At 40.2% G+C, this 18,321-nt stretch carries 14 protein-coding genes; 7 read left to right on the forward strand and 7 right to left on the reverse strand.

Annotation, left to right across the window (positions count from 1 at the left end):
• Window positions 1-2: 2 nt before the first annotated feature.
• Together P3L47_RS22480 and P3L47_RS22485 are read right to left on the reverse strand one after the other, a co-directional pair.
• Window positions 3-1,178, reverse strand: coding sequence for an MFS transporter (locus P3L47_RS22480; protein ID WP_277782188.1), 1,176 nt, complete (start codon window positions 1,176-1,178; stop codon window positions 3-5).
• 68 nt (window positions 1,179-1,246) lie between these two features.
• On the reverse strand, window positions 1,247-3,130 hold the full coding sequence (locus tag P3L47_RS22485; RefSeq protein ID WP_277782189.1) for an ABC-F family ATP-binding cassette domain-containing protein: 1,884 nt from the start codon (window positions 3,128-3,130) through the stop codon (window positions 1,247-1,249).
• A gap of 314 nt (window positions 3,131-3,444) precedes the next feature.
• Here P3L47_RS22485 and P3L47_RS22490 point away from each other — a divergent pair, with 314 nt between their 5' ends.
• Complete coding sequence (locus P3L47_RS22490) at window positions 3,445-7,233, forward strand: type IIG restriction enzyme/methyltransferase (protein WP_277782190.1); 3,789 nt, start codon at window positions 3,445-3,447, stop codon at window positions 7,231-7,233.
• Here the strand turns inward: P3L47_RS22490 and P3L47_RS22495 are convergent.
• The 3 genes from P3L47_RS22495 to P3L47_RS22505 form a co-directional block, all read right to left on the reverse strand.
• A complete protein-coding gene (locus P3L47_RS22495; RefSeq protein WP_277782191.1) occupies window positions 7,214-8,101 on the reverse strand; it encodes a TaqI-like C-terminal specificity domain-containing protein in 888 nt (295 codons plus the stop codon). The two genes, P3L47_RS22490 and P3L47_RS22495, sit on opposite strands and share 20 nt — an antisense overlap.
• Window positions 8,098-8,709 carry a master DNA invertase Mpi family serine-type recombinase gene (locus tag P3L47_RS22500; RefSeq protein WP_277782192.1) on the reverse strand — a complete coding sequence of 204 codons (612 nt, stop codon included), beginning with the start codon at window positions 8,707-8,709 and terminating at the stop codon, window positions 8,098-8,100. The genes P3L47_RS22495 and P3L47_RS22500 overlap by 4 nt, the downstream gene beginning before the upstream one ends.
• Before the next feature lie 186 nt (window positions 8,710-8,895).
• Window positions 8,896-10,308, reverse strand: coding sequence for a DEAD/DEAH box helicase (locus P3L47_RS22505; RefSeq protein WP_277782193.1), 1,413 nt, complete (start codon window positions 10,306-10,308; stop codon window positions 8,896-8,898).
• A 158-nt stretch (window positions 10,309-10,466) separates the two neighbouring features.
• Between P3L47_RS22505 and P3L47_RS22510 the strand changes: the two genes are divergently transcribed.
• Window positions 10,467-10,901, forward strand: coding sequence for a DUF6078 family protein (locus P3L47_RS22510; protein WP_277782194.1), 435 nt, complete (start codon window positions 10,467-10,469; stop codon window positions 10,899-10,901).
• Window positions 10,902-11,096: 195 nt separating this feature from the next.
• On the opposite strand, the gene P3L47_RS22515 is transcribed toward P3L47_RS22510, so the two are convergent.
• A complete protein-coding gene (locus tag P3L47_RS22515) occupies window positions 11,097-11,936 on the reverse strand; it encodes a phospholipase A (RefSeq protein WP_277782195.1) in 840 nt (279 codons plus the stop codon).
• A 164-nt stretch (window positions 11,937-12,100) separates the two neighbouring features.
• On the opposite strand from P3L47_RS22515, the gene P3L47_RS22520 reads away from it, so the two are divergent.
• On the forward strand, window positions 12,101-13,894 hold the full coding sequence (locus P3L47_RS22520) for a MutS family DNA mismatch repair protein (protein WP_277782196.1): 1,794 nt from the start codon (window positions 12,101-12,103) through the stop codon (window positions 13,892-13,894).
• A 55-nt stretch (window positions 13,895-13,949) separates the two neighbouring features.
• Here the strand turns inward: P3L47_RS22520 and P3L47_RS22525 are convergent, their stop codons facing one another.
• On the reverse strand, window positions 13,950-14,747 hold the full coding sequence (locus P3L47_RS22525) for a M48 family metallopeptidase (protein ID WP_277782197.1): 798 nt from the start codon (window positions 14,745-14,747) through the stop codon (window positions 13,950-13,952).
• 183 nt (window positions 14,748-14,930) lie between these two features.
• On the opposite strand from P3L47_RS22525, the gene argR reads away from it, so the two are divergent.
• From argR to argC, 4 genes are all read left to right on the forward strand, one after another.
• Entirely contained in the window at window positions 14,931-15,374 is a 444-nt protein-coding gene (gene argR, locus P3L47_RS22530) for an arginine repressor (protein ID WP_277782198.1), read from the forward strand.
• A 65-nt stretch (window positions 15,375-15,439) separates the two neighbouring features.
• Window positions 15,440-16,033, forward strand: coding sequence for a GNAT family N-acetyltransferase (locus P3L47_RS22535; RefSeq protein WP_122352273.1), 594 nt, complete (start codon window positions 15,440-15,442; stop codon window positions 16,031-16,033).
• Between the two features lie 71 nt (window positions 16,034-16,104).
• Entirely contained in the window at window positions 16,105-17,304 is a 1,200-nt protein-coding gene (locus tag P3L47_RS22540; RefSeq protein WP_007653701.1) for an argininosuccinate synthase, read from the forward strand.
• Entirely contained in the window at window positions 17,301-18,269 is a 969-nt protein-coding gene (gene argC, locus P3L47_RS22545) for an N-acetyl-gamma-glutamyl-phosphate reductase (protein ID WP_122363384.1), read from the forward strand. The genes P3L47_RS22540 and argC overlap by 4 nt, the downstream gene beginning before the upstream one ends.
• The last annotated feature ends 52 nt before the right edge of the window (window positions 18,270-18,321 follow it).

Genomic DNA, 18,321 nt, shown 5'->3' on the forward strand with positions numbered 1-18,321 from the left:
AATCAGTCTATCAGTTTATTCTTCTCATACGACGACCGTACCCAACGCAGATAAACCAGAAGCGACACCAGACAGCAACCCGAACCGACTAAATAAGCTGTTGCCAGATCAGCACGCGAAGCAATAAAACCGGCAGCAAGCATACCGATCCCCACACCGAAATCGAAAGAAGTCAGATAAGTAGAAGTAGCCGTCCCACGCATATGATGTGGAGCAACATTCACAAAAAGACATTGAATAGCCGGTACACAAACACCAAACCCGATACCGATAGCCAACGCAGAAGCGAAGAAAACAATCTCATTATGGAAAAGGGCAAAAACGGCAAACGAAAGTGTCAGGAACGTCAGTGCACTGATCGAGACCAGATGAATCTTTCCGTGATCGACCAAACGTCCGGAAATAAGACGGGCCACTCCGACTCCTATCGCCATGAAAATAAAGAAATAACCCGGATTTGCTACATTGATTTCTTTTCCGTACAACACCACAAAAGAGGTCACCATCCCATAAGGAATAGCACTCAACAGATAGGCCAAAGCCGTCGGCAATGCTTTCACCAGGATAAAACGATCCAGTGAAAAAGTTGGTCTCGGCACTTTCTCCCGCTTCGGATAACGAATCAGACAAACCGAACCGACACCCACCAAAGCGATTACCAATCCAGCAAACACCACAGGATGAAAGCCGAACCGATCATAGATAAACACGGCTACCAACGGCGAGAGCGACATCGCCAGATTGATCGTCAACCCATAAAAGCCCATTCCCTCCCCTCTTCGTTTGGAAGGAATCACATCGATCGCTATGGTATTTCCGGCAACGGAAGTCATTCCCATAAACCCACCCTGAATAAAACGAACTGCCATAATAGTCAACATCGTCGTTGCAAACAAATAACCGGTAAACATACAGGCAAAAACCATAAAGGCAAACAAATATAATGGTTTACGGGAAAAACAATCCACCAGATATCCGGAGAACGGACGAACGCATAACAGACCGATCGAATAACTGGAAAGGGCGATTCCCACTTCCGACGGGTTAATCTTCAGAACTTCCACCAAGTAAACCGGCATAGTTGGCATCAACATATAGAATGAGAAGTTCATCAGGAAATAAGAGATACAACACTGAATGAAATTCCGGTTCCAGAGCACAGGTTTCGCTTCGTTCATATCTTTAGTAATTAAATACGGATGGAAATACTCCCACCCGTACATTATATTATATATGTAATATCGTATTAAGCTAATTCACTTAGCTCCAGCCAACGCATTGTCTTTTCGTCGATTTCTTCAATTACTTTCGCAATACGTTCCGACTTAGTCATCAATTCATCGTTGCTAAGAGTTCCGCTGCTCATTGCCGTTTCCAGTTCAGTTTTTTCGGCTTCAAGCTGCGGTATTTCCGCTTCCAGAGCTTCGAACTCCTTCCGCTCCTTGAAAGTAAGTTTCTTTTTCTGCTCAGGCTGCGGACGGTTATTCTTTTCAGGAGCCGGTGTTTGTTTGGGCTGACGGGCTGCTTCAGCCTCTTTCTCCAACTGATCCTGCACCTCTTTCCAGTCACGGTATTGGGTATAATTACCAGGGAAATCCTTCAAATCGGCATTACCACGGAATACTAACAAGTGATCGACTACTTTATCCATAAAGTAACGGTCGTGCGAAACAACGATTACACAACCCTTAAAGTTTCGCAGGTACTCTTCCAATACATTCAGGGTCACGATATCCAGATCATTGGTCGGCTCATCCAGTACCAGGAAGTTCGGGTTGCGCATCAGGACGGTACACAGATATAAACGACGTTTTTCTCCGCCACTCAGCTTATAGACATAGCTATGCTGCTTTTCGGGAGTGAACAGGAAATAATTCAGAAATTGGGAAACACCCAACTTCTTACCGTCCCCAAGATCGACATATTCGGCTATATCCTGCACGACATCGATCACCTTCATCTGCTCGTCAAACTGCAGACCATCCTGACTGTAATAGCCGAAACGGACTGTTTCGCCGACATCGAAGCGTCCGCTATCCGGTTCCACTTCGCCCATCAGCATTTTAATAAAGGTAGACTTCCCTGTTCCGTTGTTACCTACGATACCCATCTTTTCGTAACGGGCAAAAATATAATTGAAATCTTCTACAATCTTGATACTGCCGAAGCTTTTCGTAACATGCTCCGCTTCAAATATTTTCGATCCGATATAGGATGCTTTCACATCCAGATTCACATTACCGTTGTCCCGTTGCTGCTTGGCTTTCTTTTCCAGCTCATAAAAAGCATCGATACGGTATTTAGCTTTCGTACCGCGTGCCTGCGGCTGACGACGCATCCATTCCAACTCTTTCCTTAACAGGTTGTTGGCACGTTCCACCTCTGTGTTCATCGTCTCCATCCGTTCCTGACGTTTTTCCAGATAATAGCTGTAATTACCTTTATACTGGTAAATTTGCTGACGGTCTATTTCGATAATCTCGCTGCAGACACGATCCAGGAAATAACGGTCGTGTGTAACCATCAGGATACTGATATTGGCACGGCTCAGGTAACCTTCCAGCCATTCGGTCATTTCCAGGTCGAGGTGGTTGGTCGGCTCATCGAGAATGATCAGTTCGGGGTCGGTGATCAGAACGTTAGCCAATGCCACACGTTTCAACTGCCCACCGGACAGATGTTCTACTTTCTGATCGAAGTTTGTGATCTTCAACTGCGAAAGGATCTGTTTGGCCCGTTGTTCATAATCCCAGGCTTTCAGGTTATCCATACGCATCAGGATATCCTCCAGGTTGGAATGATCATCGCTGGCCATAGCTTCTTCATACTCGGCAATCAGGCGAACCGTCTCATTGGGAGAATAGAAACAAGCCTGCAGCACAGTCAACCCTTCCGGATAAACAGGTGTCTGCTCCAGATAACCGACACGCAGGTCGTTGCGAAACACAACTGCCCCATTATCATAATCCTCCTTTCCGGCAATGATATTCAGTAAAGTTGTTTTACCTGTACCGTTCTTTGCAATAAGGCCCACTTTCTGACCTTGTGCAATACCAAATGTAATATCCTCAAAAAGAACCAAATCGCCGAAGCTTTTGGTCAGTCCGTCTATCTGTAAATAACTGATCATATTGCCTTGTGTACTTTACTTTGAATGGCAAAGATACAAAAATTCGGTGGAGAGGAGCTAATAATACGTAACAGTCTATTCTTGTAAAAACCAACCATTCCCTAAAAGTTACAGAATTCTTTACAGAAGTTCAATGTTAGAAAAAACTGACCCATTACATAAATATTCATCTAAAAAGAAGTTACGCAATCAGATTTTAATGCTAATTTCGTCACTGTATACTGATGTTTTCTAACCAACGCATATCTTTATAGATTACAATCGGTTAATTTTCATAACATTCACACTGCTAACTACAGATTTTAAATATAATTATGGGACAATTAAAGCCAACTCAAGTACTAAATAAAGCCTATAGACAAGTTACTATAGAAACAGCGAAGTTCAACCATTTTAAGAATGCCTTACAAATACTATTAGAAAATGTTTCAGATGGACAAAGAGAAGAAACTCAAAAAGAACATTTAAGAAATTTTCTTAGTGACACATTCTATAAATCCTACTATATAGCTCCAGAGGAAGATATTGATTTAGCTATTAGACTAGATAAGACTACAAAATCAAATATTGGATTATTGATAGAAGTCAAAAGTACAACAAATAAAAGCGAAATGATTTCTGTCGACAATTTAAATAAAAAGGCACTTCAAGAACTTTTACTCTATTACTTAAAAGAGAGAATAACTAAAAAAAATACAGATATCAAATACCTAATTACCACCAACATACATGAATTTTTCATTTTCGATGCACAGGAATTTGAACAAAAGTTCTATCAAAACAAGAAGTTGCGGAAAGAGTTCCAGGACTTTCAGGATGGAAGAAAGACAAGTAGCAAAACAGATTTTTTCTATGCAGAGATTGCCTCTCCTTTCATTGAGGAAGTACAGGAAAGTCTCGAATATACTTATTTCGATATATATGACTATCGTAAATCTCTTAACAACAAGAATGTCTCCTCTAAAAAACTAATAGAACTATATAAAGTATTCAGTGATACCCATTTGTTAAAACTTCCTTTTCAAAATGATAGCAATTCTTTAAACAAAAGTTTTTATTCTGAATTACTACACATTATAGGTATAGAAGAACAGAAAGAGGGAAGTAAAACTGTAATAGTGCGTAAAACTACAGAAAAAAGAAATGAAGCTTCATTATTGGAAAACACAATTAACCAACTTGATGCTGAAGAGTGTTTGCGTAAAGTTCCTAACACAGCAATATATGGGAGTACATATGACGAACGACTTTTCAATGTAGCAATGGAATTGTGTATCACATGGATCAATAGGATTCTGTTTTTGAAACTTTTAGAAGCACAATTATTAAAGTATCACAACGGAAAACTTTGCTACAAATTTCTCACTAATAAAAAGATACGTGATTTTGACGATTTAAACACACTTTTCTTCCAGGTATTAGCTCGTGATTTCAATCATAGAACATCATCCATATTAAAAGACTTTGAACATGTTCCTTATTTGAACAGTTCTCTTTTTGAAGTGACCGACCTTGAAAGTGATACTATTAAAATCAATAGTCTATCCCAACGTGAAGAGCTACCATTGTTATCAAATAGTATTTTAAGAAACAAGAAAAATAATCTTCGTGTCAACAGTTTGCCTACATTAGAATATTTGTTTGCTTTTTTGGATGCATATAATTTTGCAAGCGAGGGAAGCGAAGAGATCCAGGAAGAAGCCAAAACGTTAATTAACGCTTCGGTTCTTGGGCTTATCTTTGAAAAAATCAACGGCCATAAAGAGGGGGCAGTATTTACTCCTGGTTTCATCACGATGTACATGTGTCGTGAATCAATCCTGAAAACAGTATTGCAAAAGTTCAATCGCTTTTATGGTTGGAACTGTTCTTCAACCACAGAATTGTATAATAAAATAGACGATATAGCCAAAGCAAATGAATTGATTAATAGCATTAAGATTTGCGATCCCGCTGTCGGTTCAGGACATTTTCTTGTTTCTGCACTGAACGAGTTAATACTTTTGAAATATGAATTGGGGATATTAGTTGATGCCAATGGTAAGCGCATAAAAGGATCAGATTATACACTATCCATTGAGAATGACGAACTTATTATAACAGATGCCGACAATAACCTTTTTGCATATAATCCTTTAAATAAAGAAAGCTATCGTATGCAAGAAACATTGTTTCACGAAAAAAAGCAGATTATAGAGAATTGTCTGTTTGGTGTCGATATTAATCCTAATTCTGTAAAAATATGTCGCCTTCGCCTATGGATTGAATTACTTAAGAATGCCTATTACACAGCTGAGAGTAATTTTCGCCATTTGGAAACTTTACCTAATATTGACATAAATATAAAACAAGGAAACTCTTTATTACATCGTTTTAATCTCCAAGACAGCATTAAGTCCATTTTAAAAGAAACGGGGATTAATATTGAGCAATATAAAAATGCAGTCACTAAATATAAGAATGCTCAAGACAAGGGTGAAAAGAGAGAATTGGAATCCTTGATATCAACAATTAAATCAAAGCTAAAAACAGAAATAGGACAAAAAGAACCTAAACGGATAAAATTGAATAAGTACCGTGCTGAGTTAATAGATTTGCAAGCCCCTCAGTTATTTGAATTTACAAAGAAAGAGCAAAAGGAAAGACAAAAGCAAATTGAAGTTTTAAATAAAGAAACAAAAAAATTAGAAGAATATTTCAAAGAAGTTCGTTCTAACAAAATGTATTTAGGTGCCTTTGAATGGCGTATTGAATTTCCAGAAGTATTAGATGAAGAGGGGAATTTTATAGGTTTCGATTGTATTATTGGAAATCCTCCATATATTCAGTTACAATCTATGGGAGATGACGCGGATATACTAGAACAGATGGAATACGAAACATATGCTCGCACTGGAGACATTTATTGTTTATTCTATGAACAAGGGATGAACGTTTTAAAAGAAGCAGGTTGTTTATGCTACATTACCTCAAATAAATGGATGAGGGCTAGTTATGGTGAAAATCTACGTAATTATTTTGCAACGAAAACAAATCCGATTTTATTAGTCGATTTTGCAGGTGTTAAAATATTTGATTCAGCAACAGTAGAAACAAATATTCTTTTAATCAATAAAGAGGTTAATAGACATAGTACATTAGCCTGTACATTTCCCAATGCTAATGGATTAAATAAAATGAGCGTTTTTGTTCAGCAATGCGGGTCGTTATGCGAGTTCAGTAGTTCTGATTCGTGGGTTATATTATCGCCAATAGAGCAAAGCATTAAACGAAAAATAGAAGCTGTCGGTACTCCTCTCAAGGATTGGGATATAAATATCTATCGTGGTGTGCTTACTGGTTATAATGAAGCATTCATCATTTCCACAGAGAAACGTGATGAGATTCTTGCCAACTGTCATACGGACGAGGAACGTTCCAGAACGGCTGAACTTATACGACCGATTCTTCGAGGCCGGGATATAAAGAGATATGGCTATGAGTGGGCAAATTTGTGGTTAATCTGGATTCCTTGGCATTTTCCATTGCACTTAGATAGTACAATTGAAGGTGCTTCAAAAAAAGCAGAGATGGAGTTTGAAAAACAATACTCTGCTGTGTATAATCATCTGTTTGAATATAAAGAGCCTTTATCAAAACGTAACAAAGCAGAAACAGGAATTCGTTACGAATGGTATGCATTACAAAGATGGGGTTCTAAATATTGGGAGGATTTTTTGCAGCCAAAAATTGTATGGAAGAGAGTTGGTTCAATATTACGTTTTTCTTACAATGAAAATGGAGCAATGGCATTGGATAGTACTTGTTTTGCAACGGGAAAAGACATTAAATTTCTAGTGGGTATTCTTAATTCAAAAATGGGACATTATTTACTAAAGGATGCACCTAAAACAGGTACTGGAGATTTGCTTATAAGTGTTCAGGCTGTGGAACCATTAAAGATTCCAATCCTTAATAAAGGTATAAAGGAGGAACTAGAAGTCCTATTAAATAAACAATTATATTCTGTATCAAAAGAACGAGATAAAGAAATAAACCGTATAGTGTTCAAGCTATACGGTTTACTTGATGAAGAAATTATATTTATTGAAAATTCTCTATAAAACTAATTTCTTCATCATTTAATCCATAGATATTATACATTAAATTATTGCTATAATATTTAAACTCCCGAATAGTTATCTTGTTGTTTTTTAGTTTGTTGAAAACTGCAAGATGTTCATTTAGCTGTTCAATAGTTGGTTTAGCAACAATAAGTTGTTCTATAGTATATTTTTTCCATCTTATAGTACCTACTCCTGTTGTTGTTCCGACTTTTGAAAATAGCCATTCAGCTACTGAAGAGTTTAAAGCAGTCAAAAGGAACTCTATGTATTCTCCTCTCATATAGAAAGCTGTTGCCTCTGGCATGTATTTCCCCAAAAAATCAAAGGCAAACTTTGATTTGTCAGAAATTTCGCCCCATACAATTTTTGGCTGCAAAAAATCCTCCATATAAGCGCAGTTACGTAAATTATAAGGGGTATCTCCTTTGTCTGCACGTTTTGAAATTTTATCCCAATATTGGTCTAAATGAGCTTTAACCGCTGGAAAATCTTCAATATGAATCCGTTCAAATTTCCCCTTAACGCCATTGTGTGTGTTAATTAACCATAGTTTAGCCCACTCATAGCCATATCTCTTTATATCCCGGCCTCGAAGAATCGGTCGTATAAGTTCAGCCGTTCTGGAACGTTCCTCGTCCGTATGACAATTCGCCAATATCTCATCACGCTTTTCCGTGTTTATGATAAACGCATCGTTGAAACCAGTCTTAATCCCATAGTTTATTTGAATATCCCAATCCTTGAGAGGAGTACCGACAGCTTCTATTTTTCGTTTAATGCTTTGCTCTATTGGCGATAATATAACCCACGAATCAGAACTACTGAACTCGCATAACGACCCGCATTGCTGAACAAAAACGCTCATTTATATTCAACCAAAACATTCTTCAAAAATCGAGCAAGAGTATTTCTATCTACCTGACATATTTTCGCTATTTTTCGTTGAGAAACTCCTACTGCTAGTAATTCTTTTATTAATATTTTCTTTTCTGATAATTTATATTTATCAGGATCACTTCGTCGTCCCTTAGGTCGACCTAAGATTAGACCTTCCGATTTTTTTCGAGCCAAAGCTTCTTTTGTCCTCTGACTAATAAGATTGCGTTCTATTTCTGCCGATAATCCAAAAGCAAATGCTAAAACCTTACTTTGAATATCCTCTCCCAATCGATAATTATCTTTAATAGTCCACACTCGACATTCTTTCCCCATACAAACATTTAATATTTCCATGATCATAAACAAATTACGTCCCAAACGAGATAATTCCGCACATATAATCAAGTCATCCTTTTGAACACGTTTCAACAAATCTCCAAGCTCTCGTTTATTATAAGCTTTTGTTCCACTTATTGTTTCTTCTATCCAGCCATCGACACTTAATTGCTCACGCTTACAGAAATTATTAATTTCAAATCGCTGATTTTCTACTGTTTGTTTGTCACTACTAACTCTAATGTATCCGTATACCATATCTTTTTTTCGGATAACATACTAAAAAAAATCAAAATATCCACCCTATACAGCAATCGATTTTCAAAACTTCACACAGAATTCAAAAATATCAGTAACAAATTTTCACAGATCGTATCGTAAACTTAAACCGAACTACCAATCTACTATCAGATTACCCCTCAAGAAAAATCACATATCAATTTATCAAATCAACCCTCTATCTTTTTTTATATGATACCACATTCCCTCTTTTGGAGAATCAGGCAACTTGGTCAAACGGTTTTGAATATATCTCAAATGAATTAAATTTAACTCCCGATTTACATTAACTAAGTATTCATCAAATTTATAATAAGCCGATATTGGTTTATGCCCTTTATCCAAAGCCCATACCAGAAAAGACTCAAACACCAACAAATCTTCAGTTTCCTGAGTCAGTTCTATTAATTCCATTCCTTCAACCTGTTGAGGAACATGAGCTTCCCGAATTATTCCATCCTGATCCATCGCGACAAACACTGGTTCTAGAGATTCACAACGTTTACGTTTTTTCTTTCCTTCAAGTGTCCATATTCTGCCTTGTTGACAAAATCCATGTTCTAGCCAAAGCCCTGCATTATCTAAAACAAGACCTTCCTCTTTTCCTGGAGACGGACGCATACAACGACCGACTTGTTGTAAATATAATGCCAGTGATTTTGTAGGACGGGCTAACTGTACTGCCTCACAATCAGGAACGTCAAATCCTTCCGATACAATATCAACATTACTCAAAACCAATGTTTCTCCTTTTCTAAATCGCTTTAGTATTTGTTCACGTTCCTTTTTGGACGTATTAGCATCAATATGTTCTGCGGCGATACCCTCCCGGCAATACTCTTCTACTATTTGTTGACTATGCTCTATGTTTACCGCAAAAACAATCATCTTTTTACCATCCGCTCTTTTATGATAGCTCTCAACCAAATCAGCCATCAATTCTTTATCTTGCATTAATTCTCCTAATTCATCCTGGGCATAATCATTCATCTTCACTTTTATAGAAGATAAATCAGGAGTAACACCTACAAAATGTTTTACCTTTACCAAATAGCCATGCTCAACAAAATAACTCAATTGTCCACTATTAATAAGAGTATCAAATAAATCAGAAAAACCTTCTCCACTCATTCGGATAGGAGTAGCTGTTACACCTAAAAAACGAGCTTTCGGATAAATATCCCACAGCTTTTTATAAGTACTGGCTTTAGCATGATGACATTCATCTATAATAACTATGTCAGCAACAGGATATTCTCTTTTTGACAAACTCTGAATAGTTGCAACCTGTACTTCTTTTGTCGCATCAGGTGGTATAGCTCCAGATATAATACCCGCATCTACATCAAAGCAGAATAGACGTTCAACTATTTGCTCTACTAATTCTTTCCGATGAACGACTATCAACACTTTTTTTTCTTTCAAACGAGCACGACGCACTATCTCTGAAAAAACGGTAGTCTTCCCTGTTCCGGTTGGCATTTGAAATAAGACATTCATCAGATTTTGCGTAAGAGGATTCCACGCATCGAATATATCTCGTATGCCATTAGTTTGATATGGACGTAATTCAACCAATTTATATATTTTTTATGTTGCTATAAAAATAGTGTTTTTTCGGGATATAGTTTGATTGGTCAACCATAAAAAACAACCTCTGAATGCTTTTTATTTACCTCACACTCTCCATATTCCAAAAATAAACCGTAAGTTTACCTCAACTAAATACAACACATATGACACCTGAATCTAAATACGAATCCGTCCCTTATAGTTTTGCTTACTGCCTGAATGAGCAATGCAAGCACTCTACAAAGTGCCTGCGTTATCTCGTTTCGAAACAACTCACACCGGAACGGACTGTTTTCTCGATCGTAAACCCGGCTTGCACAACGCCACAAGCAGATAGCTGTCCCTTTTTCAAAGCAGATCAAAAGGACAGGTACGCTTTGGGGATTACTTATTTACTGGACGATCTGCCTCATAACAAAGCTGTTGCCATCAAACGGGCAATGAATGCAAATTTTAGTAAAGGAACCCTTTACCGCATCCAGAAGAAAGAACGATTAATTACCCCTGACGAACAAAAGATCATTCGTATGATCTTTATGCGACAAGGTATCCATACCGATCCGCTTTTCGACCAATATGTAGAGCAATACGATTGGTAAGAAATTGTATACTTTTAGGCCTTTATTACTTATAATCCCCACTTAATTGGGTAATATTCCCCACACCAGTGGGCAGTATTCCCCATAGTAGTGGGAATAATTCCCCACGTGGATAAAAATTGTGGGGAAAAAGACAAGTCAGAACGCTTGCAGATTAATGAAAGAAGAACATCAATAACTCTATGAAACAGACTCTCAATAGATACTGAAATCCTGCGGTTTTATCACGAAACCGAGCCGTAGCATACTCTTAAAGTGATTATATTCCAACAGGTTTTCTCCGTAGCCATTATAATATTGAAGGAAGAAATATTGGTTTTCGTTATTATTGAATTTATAGCTCAGTTCTACCTGGGTATTAAAGCTGAACCATGTTTTACGTTTCGTCAGAATCACTCCGCAGTTAAAGCGTTTATTATCTGTTCGGAAATTCGTTGCCACCTGGAATATACCGTTATATTTCAGTAAGTCTTTATTATACTTTCCATCGACAATCGGTATCCATGTTTTGAACTGAGCTTCCCAGTTCTTGTTAAGGACAACGGCCGCTGCAAATGTGACCTTATTCCAGCTACGGGAAGCCATACTATCTTTCCCGTTCGACTCATGTTCAAGCATCAGATATCCTTTACCGATATATTTGTTGTGATGGATAATCAGGTGCCCGAGCCCTATTCCCGGATTGAAGTTCAGGTCGCGCATAGGAAGAGATTCCTGAAAAACATTCCAGAAAGCTTTCTGAGTATACTGGATGAAAAGATACGTATCGAAGGGTAACTTACTCTTGGTCAGACGTTGCGCAATACTTAACTGAAATTTGACATCCGAATTGGCAGCAGTCGGTTTATGCCCGATCGTCGTTCCTCCAATGAAATAATTATCTTTAAACAAAGTAAAATAAGGAGCTTTATCCAATACCGCACGTACACTGTCTGCATTATATTCCAGCTTGGGATCCTGAACCAATACCTGGGAGAAAACGGAGACAAAGCCGGACAGAAACAAGACAAACAGAAATATAGTTATCCTTTTCATATATAATATTATTGTATGTAAAATCAATAAAAACAAAGCAAAGATAACAAGCGTACCATCAAACAATTCTCCCCGATTCCCTGAATTATGGTCAATTCAGTTACCTTTTCTTTATTAATAACCAATTCTTATCCGGTAAGTTCATTTTTTATATCTTTGTCCGCATGGAAAAAGTATATCAATATTATCAGGATACAATAGCAGCATACACACGCCGCTCGGACAATCTAAGAAAGAAAATACATTTGATAGGAACAATACGCCTGCTGCTCGTAGCCGGACTTCTTGCCGCCATATGGTTTTTAAAAGCTGAAAACTGGATGATGCTTGCAGGAGCTGTGGTCCTGTTCCTTATTCCTTTTGTCGGGCTGATGGTCTATCATACGTTTTTGTCATCGAAAAAATCGTATGCCGATGTTCTTATATCACTCTGCAACAATGAGCTGAAAGGACTGGATTATGACTTCAGCGCTTTCGACGGAGCACCTGAAAAAAGCAGCGGAGAACATTCTTTCAGCCTGGACCTGGACCTTTTCGGAAATCGTTCCATCTTCCAATCGATCAATCGTACGGTCACTTCCGTAGGAAAAGAGAGGCTTGCCGACTGGTTTATCAATCCTCTCACCGATAAAGAGGAAATTCTCAAACGGCAGGAAGCAATCCTCGAACTCAGCGAAATGACGCAGTTGAGACAACATTTCTATGTTACCGGCATGCTGCATCCCGGAGAAAAAGGAGATATCCGCACGCTGATCTCACTGACGGACTATCAGCCGGCGTTTATCACCAGTTTGCTTTGGAAAAGCCTGATGTGGATCATTCCGACACTATGGATTGTTCTGATCGTGGGAGCATCGGTCGGCTCAATCCCTTTTGCTCCGTTAGGCATATTCTTCGCCATTGCATTTCTTATTTCCAACCTGCGGGCAAAACAGATCAGCACACTTCACAATTCAGTGAATAAGATGGAAAAAATACTATACACCTATTCTTCACTGATCAAAAGTATTGAAGGCGATATTTTCAAATCCTCCGAACTGGCAACGATCAGCAGTCGATTCAACGGACCGGAGGGAACAGCTTCCCGTTCATTGAAAAAGTTATCCCGCTGTATCGGAGCCCTCGACCAACGAATCAGCTTTATGGGAATCATCCTGAACATATTCATCCTGCGTGATACCCGGACGGCCATCCGACTGGAACGCTGGATACAGGCACATGCCAAAGATATTCCTTTGTGGTTCGACGCTTTGGAGAAGTTCGATGCGTATAGTTCGCTGGGCGGCTTCGCATTCAATCATCCAAGTTACATTTATCCGGAAATTGCAGACACTTACTTCAAGATGAGCGGCAAGGCTTTGGGACATCCTCTCCTTCGTCGGGAAGTCTGTGTAAGAAACGATATATCCATCGAGAAAAGTCCCTGGTTCCTGATTATTACCGGAGCGAATATGGCAGGAAAAAGTACTTACCTGCGAACTATCGGGGTCAATTATTTGCTGGCTTGTATCGGTGCTCCGGTTTGTGCGGAGGCTTTAACCGTCTATCCGGCAAAGATGGTGACCAGCCTGCGTACTTCCGACTCGCTGGTCAGCAACGAATCTTATTTCTTCGCCGAACTGAAACGGTTGAAGATGATCATCGACCGCCTGCAGCAAGGCGAACAATTATTCATCATCCTGGATGAAATCCTGAAAGGAACCAATTCCATCGACAAGCAGAAAGGTTCGATCGCCCTGATGAAACAGCTTGTTTCTTATCAGGCTTGCGGCATCATCGCCACACACGACCTGGTATTAGGTGAACTGGAAAAGGAATTTCCTGATCAGATTAAAAACTACCGTTTTGAAGCAGATATCAAAAACGAAGAACTAACGTTCTCCTATCAATTAAGGGAAGGCATTGCCCAAAATATGAATGCTTGCTTCCTGATGAAGAAAATGGGAATCACTATTTAAATAAAAAGGCAGCCAGATTGATAACGTGACTGCCTTTTTGTTTGCTAAACCGATATTATTTAGTTTTATATTTTGCCTTAATCTCCGGCAGCGCCCGCTGTATCTCGGAGATACGGGTCGCATCGCTCGGGTGAGTACTCATAAATTCCGGAGTCGCCCCACTCTTTCCGGCAGACATTTTCTGCCAGAAGTTTACTGCAACATCCGGATTATATCCTGCCATTGTCATAAATACCAGTCCCATATAATCCGCTTCCGATTCATGTTTGCGGGAGAAAGGCAACATAACACCATATTGTGCTCCCACTCCATACACCGTATTTGCCAGATTCTGAACCGCCGCACTTTTATTGCTTACCGCCTGTCCCAGGATAGCTGCGCCATACTGTGCCATCAGTTGCTGGCTCATTCGTTCGTTACTATGTTTTGCGACAGCGTGAGCCACCTCATGCCCCACTACAACTGCCAGTTCATCGTCCGACGAAACCAAAGACATCAGACCTTCATACACGACGATCTTTCCACCCGGCATACAAAAAGCATTGATCTGGTTGTCTTTTACCAGATTGAACTCCCATTGGAAATTCTTGATTTCGCTCTCCATCCCGTTGGCTTTCAGATAAGCCTCCGTAGCCGCAGCAATCTTTTTACCGACACGGGTCACCATTGCACTCTCGTTCTTGTCTGTCGATTTTGTGGCTGATTTCATATAATCGCTATATTGCGTTAAACTGGAAGTCAGCACCTCCTGGTCGGAAACCAACAACACCTGTTTTCTTCCTGTCAAAGGAACGCTTCCGCAAGCACTCAGCATCAGAAGCATAACCATTAATAAACCTGTAATCTTTTTCATCTCTCTCATTTAGTTTTTACGAATACAAAATTATCATTTCTTTATAAGAATAGAACAAATCCAAAGGCATTTTTGCTCAATAGACGTATATGACAAATAATTATGCAAAAAAACCAGAGCAGAATGTATATTTATTCAATTATTCGATTTATATTTGCATCCGTTTTGCATAAATATACAAACATGAGTACAAAGAAGGAACGATTGGACGCTATCTGCCGCATCATACAAACGAAGGCGATATGTAACCAGGAAGAGCTGCTGAAAGAATTGGAAGCCAGCGGATTTCAGGTTACACAAGCCACCTTGTCACGCGACATAAAGCAACTGAAAGTAGCCAAAGTACATGATGCGAACGGCGATTATGTATATTGTCTGCCAGATTATTCAGCTTTGATACAGCCGAACAAGGTGCAGACACAACATCATCCGAACATTGAATTTTCCGGAAACCTGGCAGTAGTCAAGACACGTCCGGGATATGCGATGGGGATTGCATCCGATATCGACACCCATGCTCCGCACGAGATACTGGGAACGATTGCCGGAGACGACACGATCCTGATCATTCCCCGCGAAGGGATCAGCAGGGACCGGATAGTAAAAGCATTATCACATTTTATATAAGGGCGATTAAGGGAGACAACAGTTCTTCCGTTTATAAACAAAAGAAGATTAAGAACAATCGTAAAATGAAACAAGAAACAGAAATCGATGTAATGATTGCTGACGCCTCTCACGAGATATACGTAGACAAGATATTGACTACCATTGAAGAGGCTGCCAAAGTACGCGGAACAGGTATCGCTAAGCGTACGCATGAATATGTAGCCCAGAAAATGAAAGAGGGGAAAGCAGTCATCGCACTGGCCGGAGATCAGTTTGCCGGTTTCAGCTATATCGAATCGTGGGGGAACAAACAGTATGTAACGACCTCCGGGTTAATTGTTCACCCGGATTTCCGAGGTTTGGGTATTGCCAAACGGATCAAGGATATGACGTTTCAACTGGCTCGCATGCGTTGGCCGAAAGCGAAGGTATTCAGTCTTACTTCGGGTGCAGCGGTGATGAAGATGAACACCGAACTAGGTTATGTACCTGTAACCTTTTCCGATCTGACCGACGACGAATCGTTCTGGCGCGGTTGCATCGGTTGCGTAAACCATGATATTCTGGAACGTACGAACCGGAAATATTGTATCTGTACAGCGATGTTGTTCGACCCGGCCGATCCGCACCGTGCCAAACGGGAAGCAGACGAAAGAGAAAAAAATAATAATAAATAAATCATACGGGGCTTTCCGGTGAGGGCGTTTCGCGAAACGCCCTCACCGGAACCCACAAAAACAAACAGACAATGAAAAAGAAAGTAGTAGTTGCATTCAGCGGAGGTTTGGATACCTCTTTCACAGTGATGTACCTTGCCAAAGAAAAAGGCTACGAAGTATATGCAGCTTGTGCCAACACTGGTGGATTCAGCGAAGAACAGTTGAAGCAGAACGAAGAAAATGCTTATAAACTGGGCGCTACCAAATATGTAACGATCGACGTTACAAAAGAATATTACGAAAAGAGCTTGAAATATATGGTATTCGGCAATGTATTGCGTAACGGTACCTATCCTATCTCCGTTAGCTCCGAACGTATCTTCCAGGCATTGGCTATTGCCCGTTATGCCAACGAGATCGGTGCCGACGCGATCGCCCACGGCTCAACCGGTGCAGGTAACGACCAGATTCGTTTCGACATGACTTTCCTGGTACTGGCCCCGAACGTGGAGATCATCACACTGACCCGCGACATGGCGCTGACCCGCGATTATGAAATCAACTACCTGAAAGAACACGGCTTCGTTGCCGATTTCACAAAACTGAAATATTCTTACAACGTCGGCCTGTGGGGAACTTCCATCTGTGGAGGCGAAATTCTGGATTCAGCTCAGGGATTACCGGAAAGTGCTTATCTGAAACAGGTGGAAAAGACCGGCAGTGAAGAATTACGCATCGAGTTCAAAAAGGGTGAAATTCATGCTGTGAACGGCGAAGTATTCGAAGATAAGATTGCCGCCATCCAAAAAGTTGAAGAGATCGGTGCTGCTTACGGTATCGGCCGCGATATGCACGTTGGTGATACAATTATCGGTATCAAGGGACGTGTCGGTTTTGAAGCTGCTGCTCCTATGCTGATCATCGGTGCACACCGCTTCCTTGAAAAATATACATTGAGCAAATGGCAGCAGTACTGGAAAGACCAGGTTGCGAACTGGTACGGCATGTTCCTGCACGAAAGCCAGTATCTGGAACCGGTTATGCGTGACATCGAAGCCATGTTGCAAGAATCACAGCGTAACGTAAACGGAACGGCTATCCTCGAACTCCGCCCGCTTTCTTTCTCAACCGTCGGTGTTGAATCGGAAGACGACCTGGTGAAAACTAAATTCGGTGAATACGGTGAAATGCAAAAAGGCTGGACGGCAGAAGATGCCAAAGGCTTTATCAAAGTAACTTCTACACCGTTACGTGTTTATTATAACAACCATAAGGACGAAGAAATATGATAAAGATCGGAATTATAGGTGGTGCGGGATATACGGCAGGCGAATTGATCCGCCTGCTGCTTAATCACCCGGACGCCGAGATTACATTTGTGAATAGTACCAGTAACGCCGGAAATTTGATCACTGACGTTCATAGCGGCCTGTTCGGCGAAACCGAAATGCGTTTTACCGACGAGTTGCCGTTGAACAGCATTGACCTTCTGTTCTTCTGCACCGCCCACGGCGACACGAAGAAGTTCATGGAAAGCCATACTGTACCCGAGAACGTGAAGATCATCGACCTCAGCATGGATTACCGTATCGAAAGCGACGAGCATGATTTCGTTTACGGTCTGCCGGAATTGAACCGACGACGTATCTGCAATTCCCGACACATTGCGAACCCCGGTTGTTTTGCCACCTGTATCCAGTTAGCCGTTTTGCCACTGGCTAAACACCTGATGTTGAATTCAGAGCTGCATGTGAATGCGATCACCGGATCGACAGGAGCCGGTGTTAAGCCTTCGTCGACTTCTCATTTCAGCTGGCGAAACGATAACATTTCAATTTATAAACCGTTCACACACCAGCACCTGGCTGAGATTGGCCAGAGCCTGCGCCAGTTGCAGAATAGTTTCGAAAGTAATATCAACTTTATTCCGGTACGGGGCAATTTCTCACGCGGTATTTTTGCAACGACTTATGTCGACTGTAAAGTAGGATTGGATGAAATCCGCCGTATTTATGAAGAATACTACGACGATCATTCATTCACTTTCATTACAGATAAAAATCCGGATCTGAAACAGGTAGTCAACACAAACAAATGTCTCCTGTATCTCCAAAAATATGATAACAAATTGCTGATCGTATCTATGATCGACAACTTGTTGAAAGGCGCCAGCGGACAAGCTGTGCATAATATGAATTTGCTGTTCGGTTTGGAAGAGACTGTAGGATTACATTTGAAGCCTTCGGCTTTTTAATTGATAATGGAAAATTGAAAATTGAAAATTATTTTCAGTTTCCTGTTTTCCA

The organism is Parabacteroides chongii, assembly GCF_029581355.1.
Classification (GTDB): Bacteria; Bacteroidota; Bacteroidia; order Bacteroidales; family Tannerellaceae; genus Parabacteroides; species Parabacteroides chongii.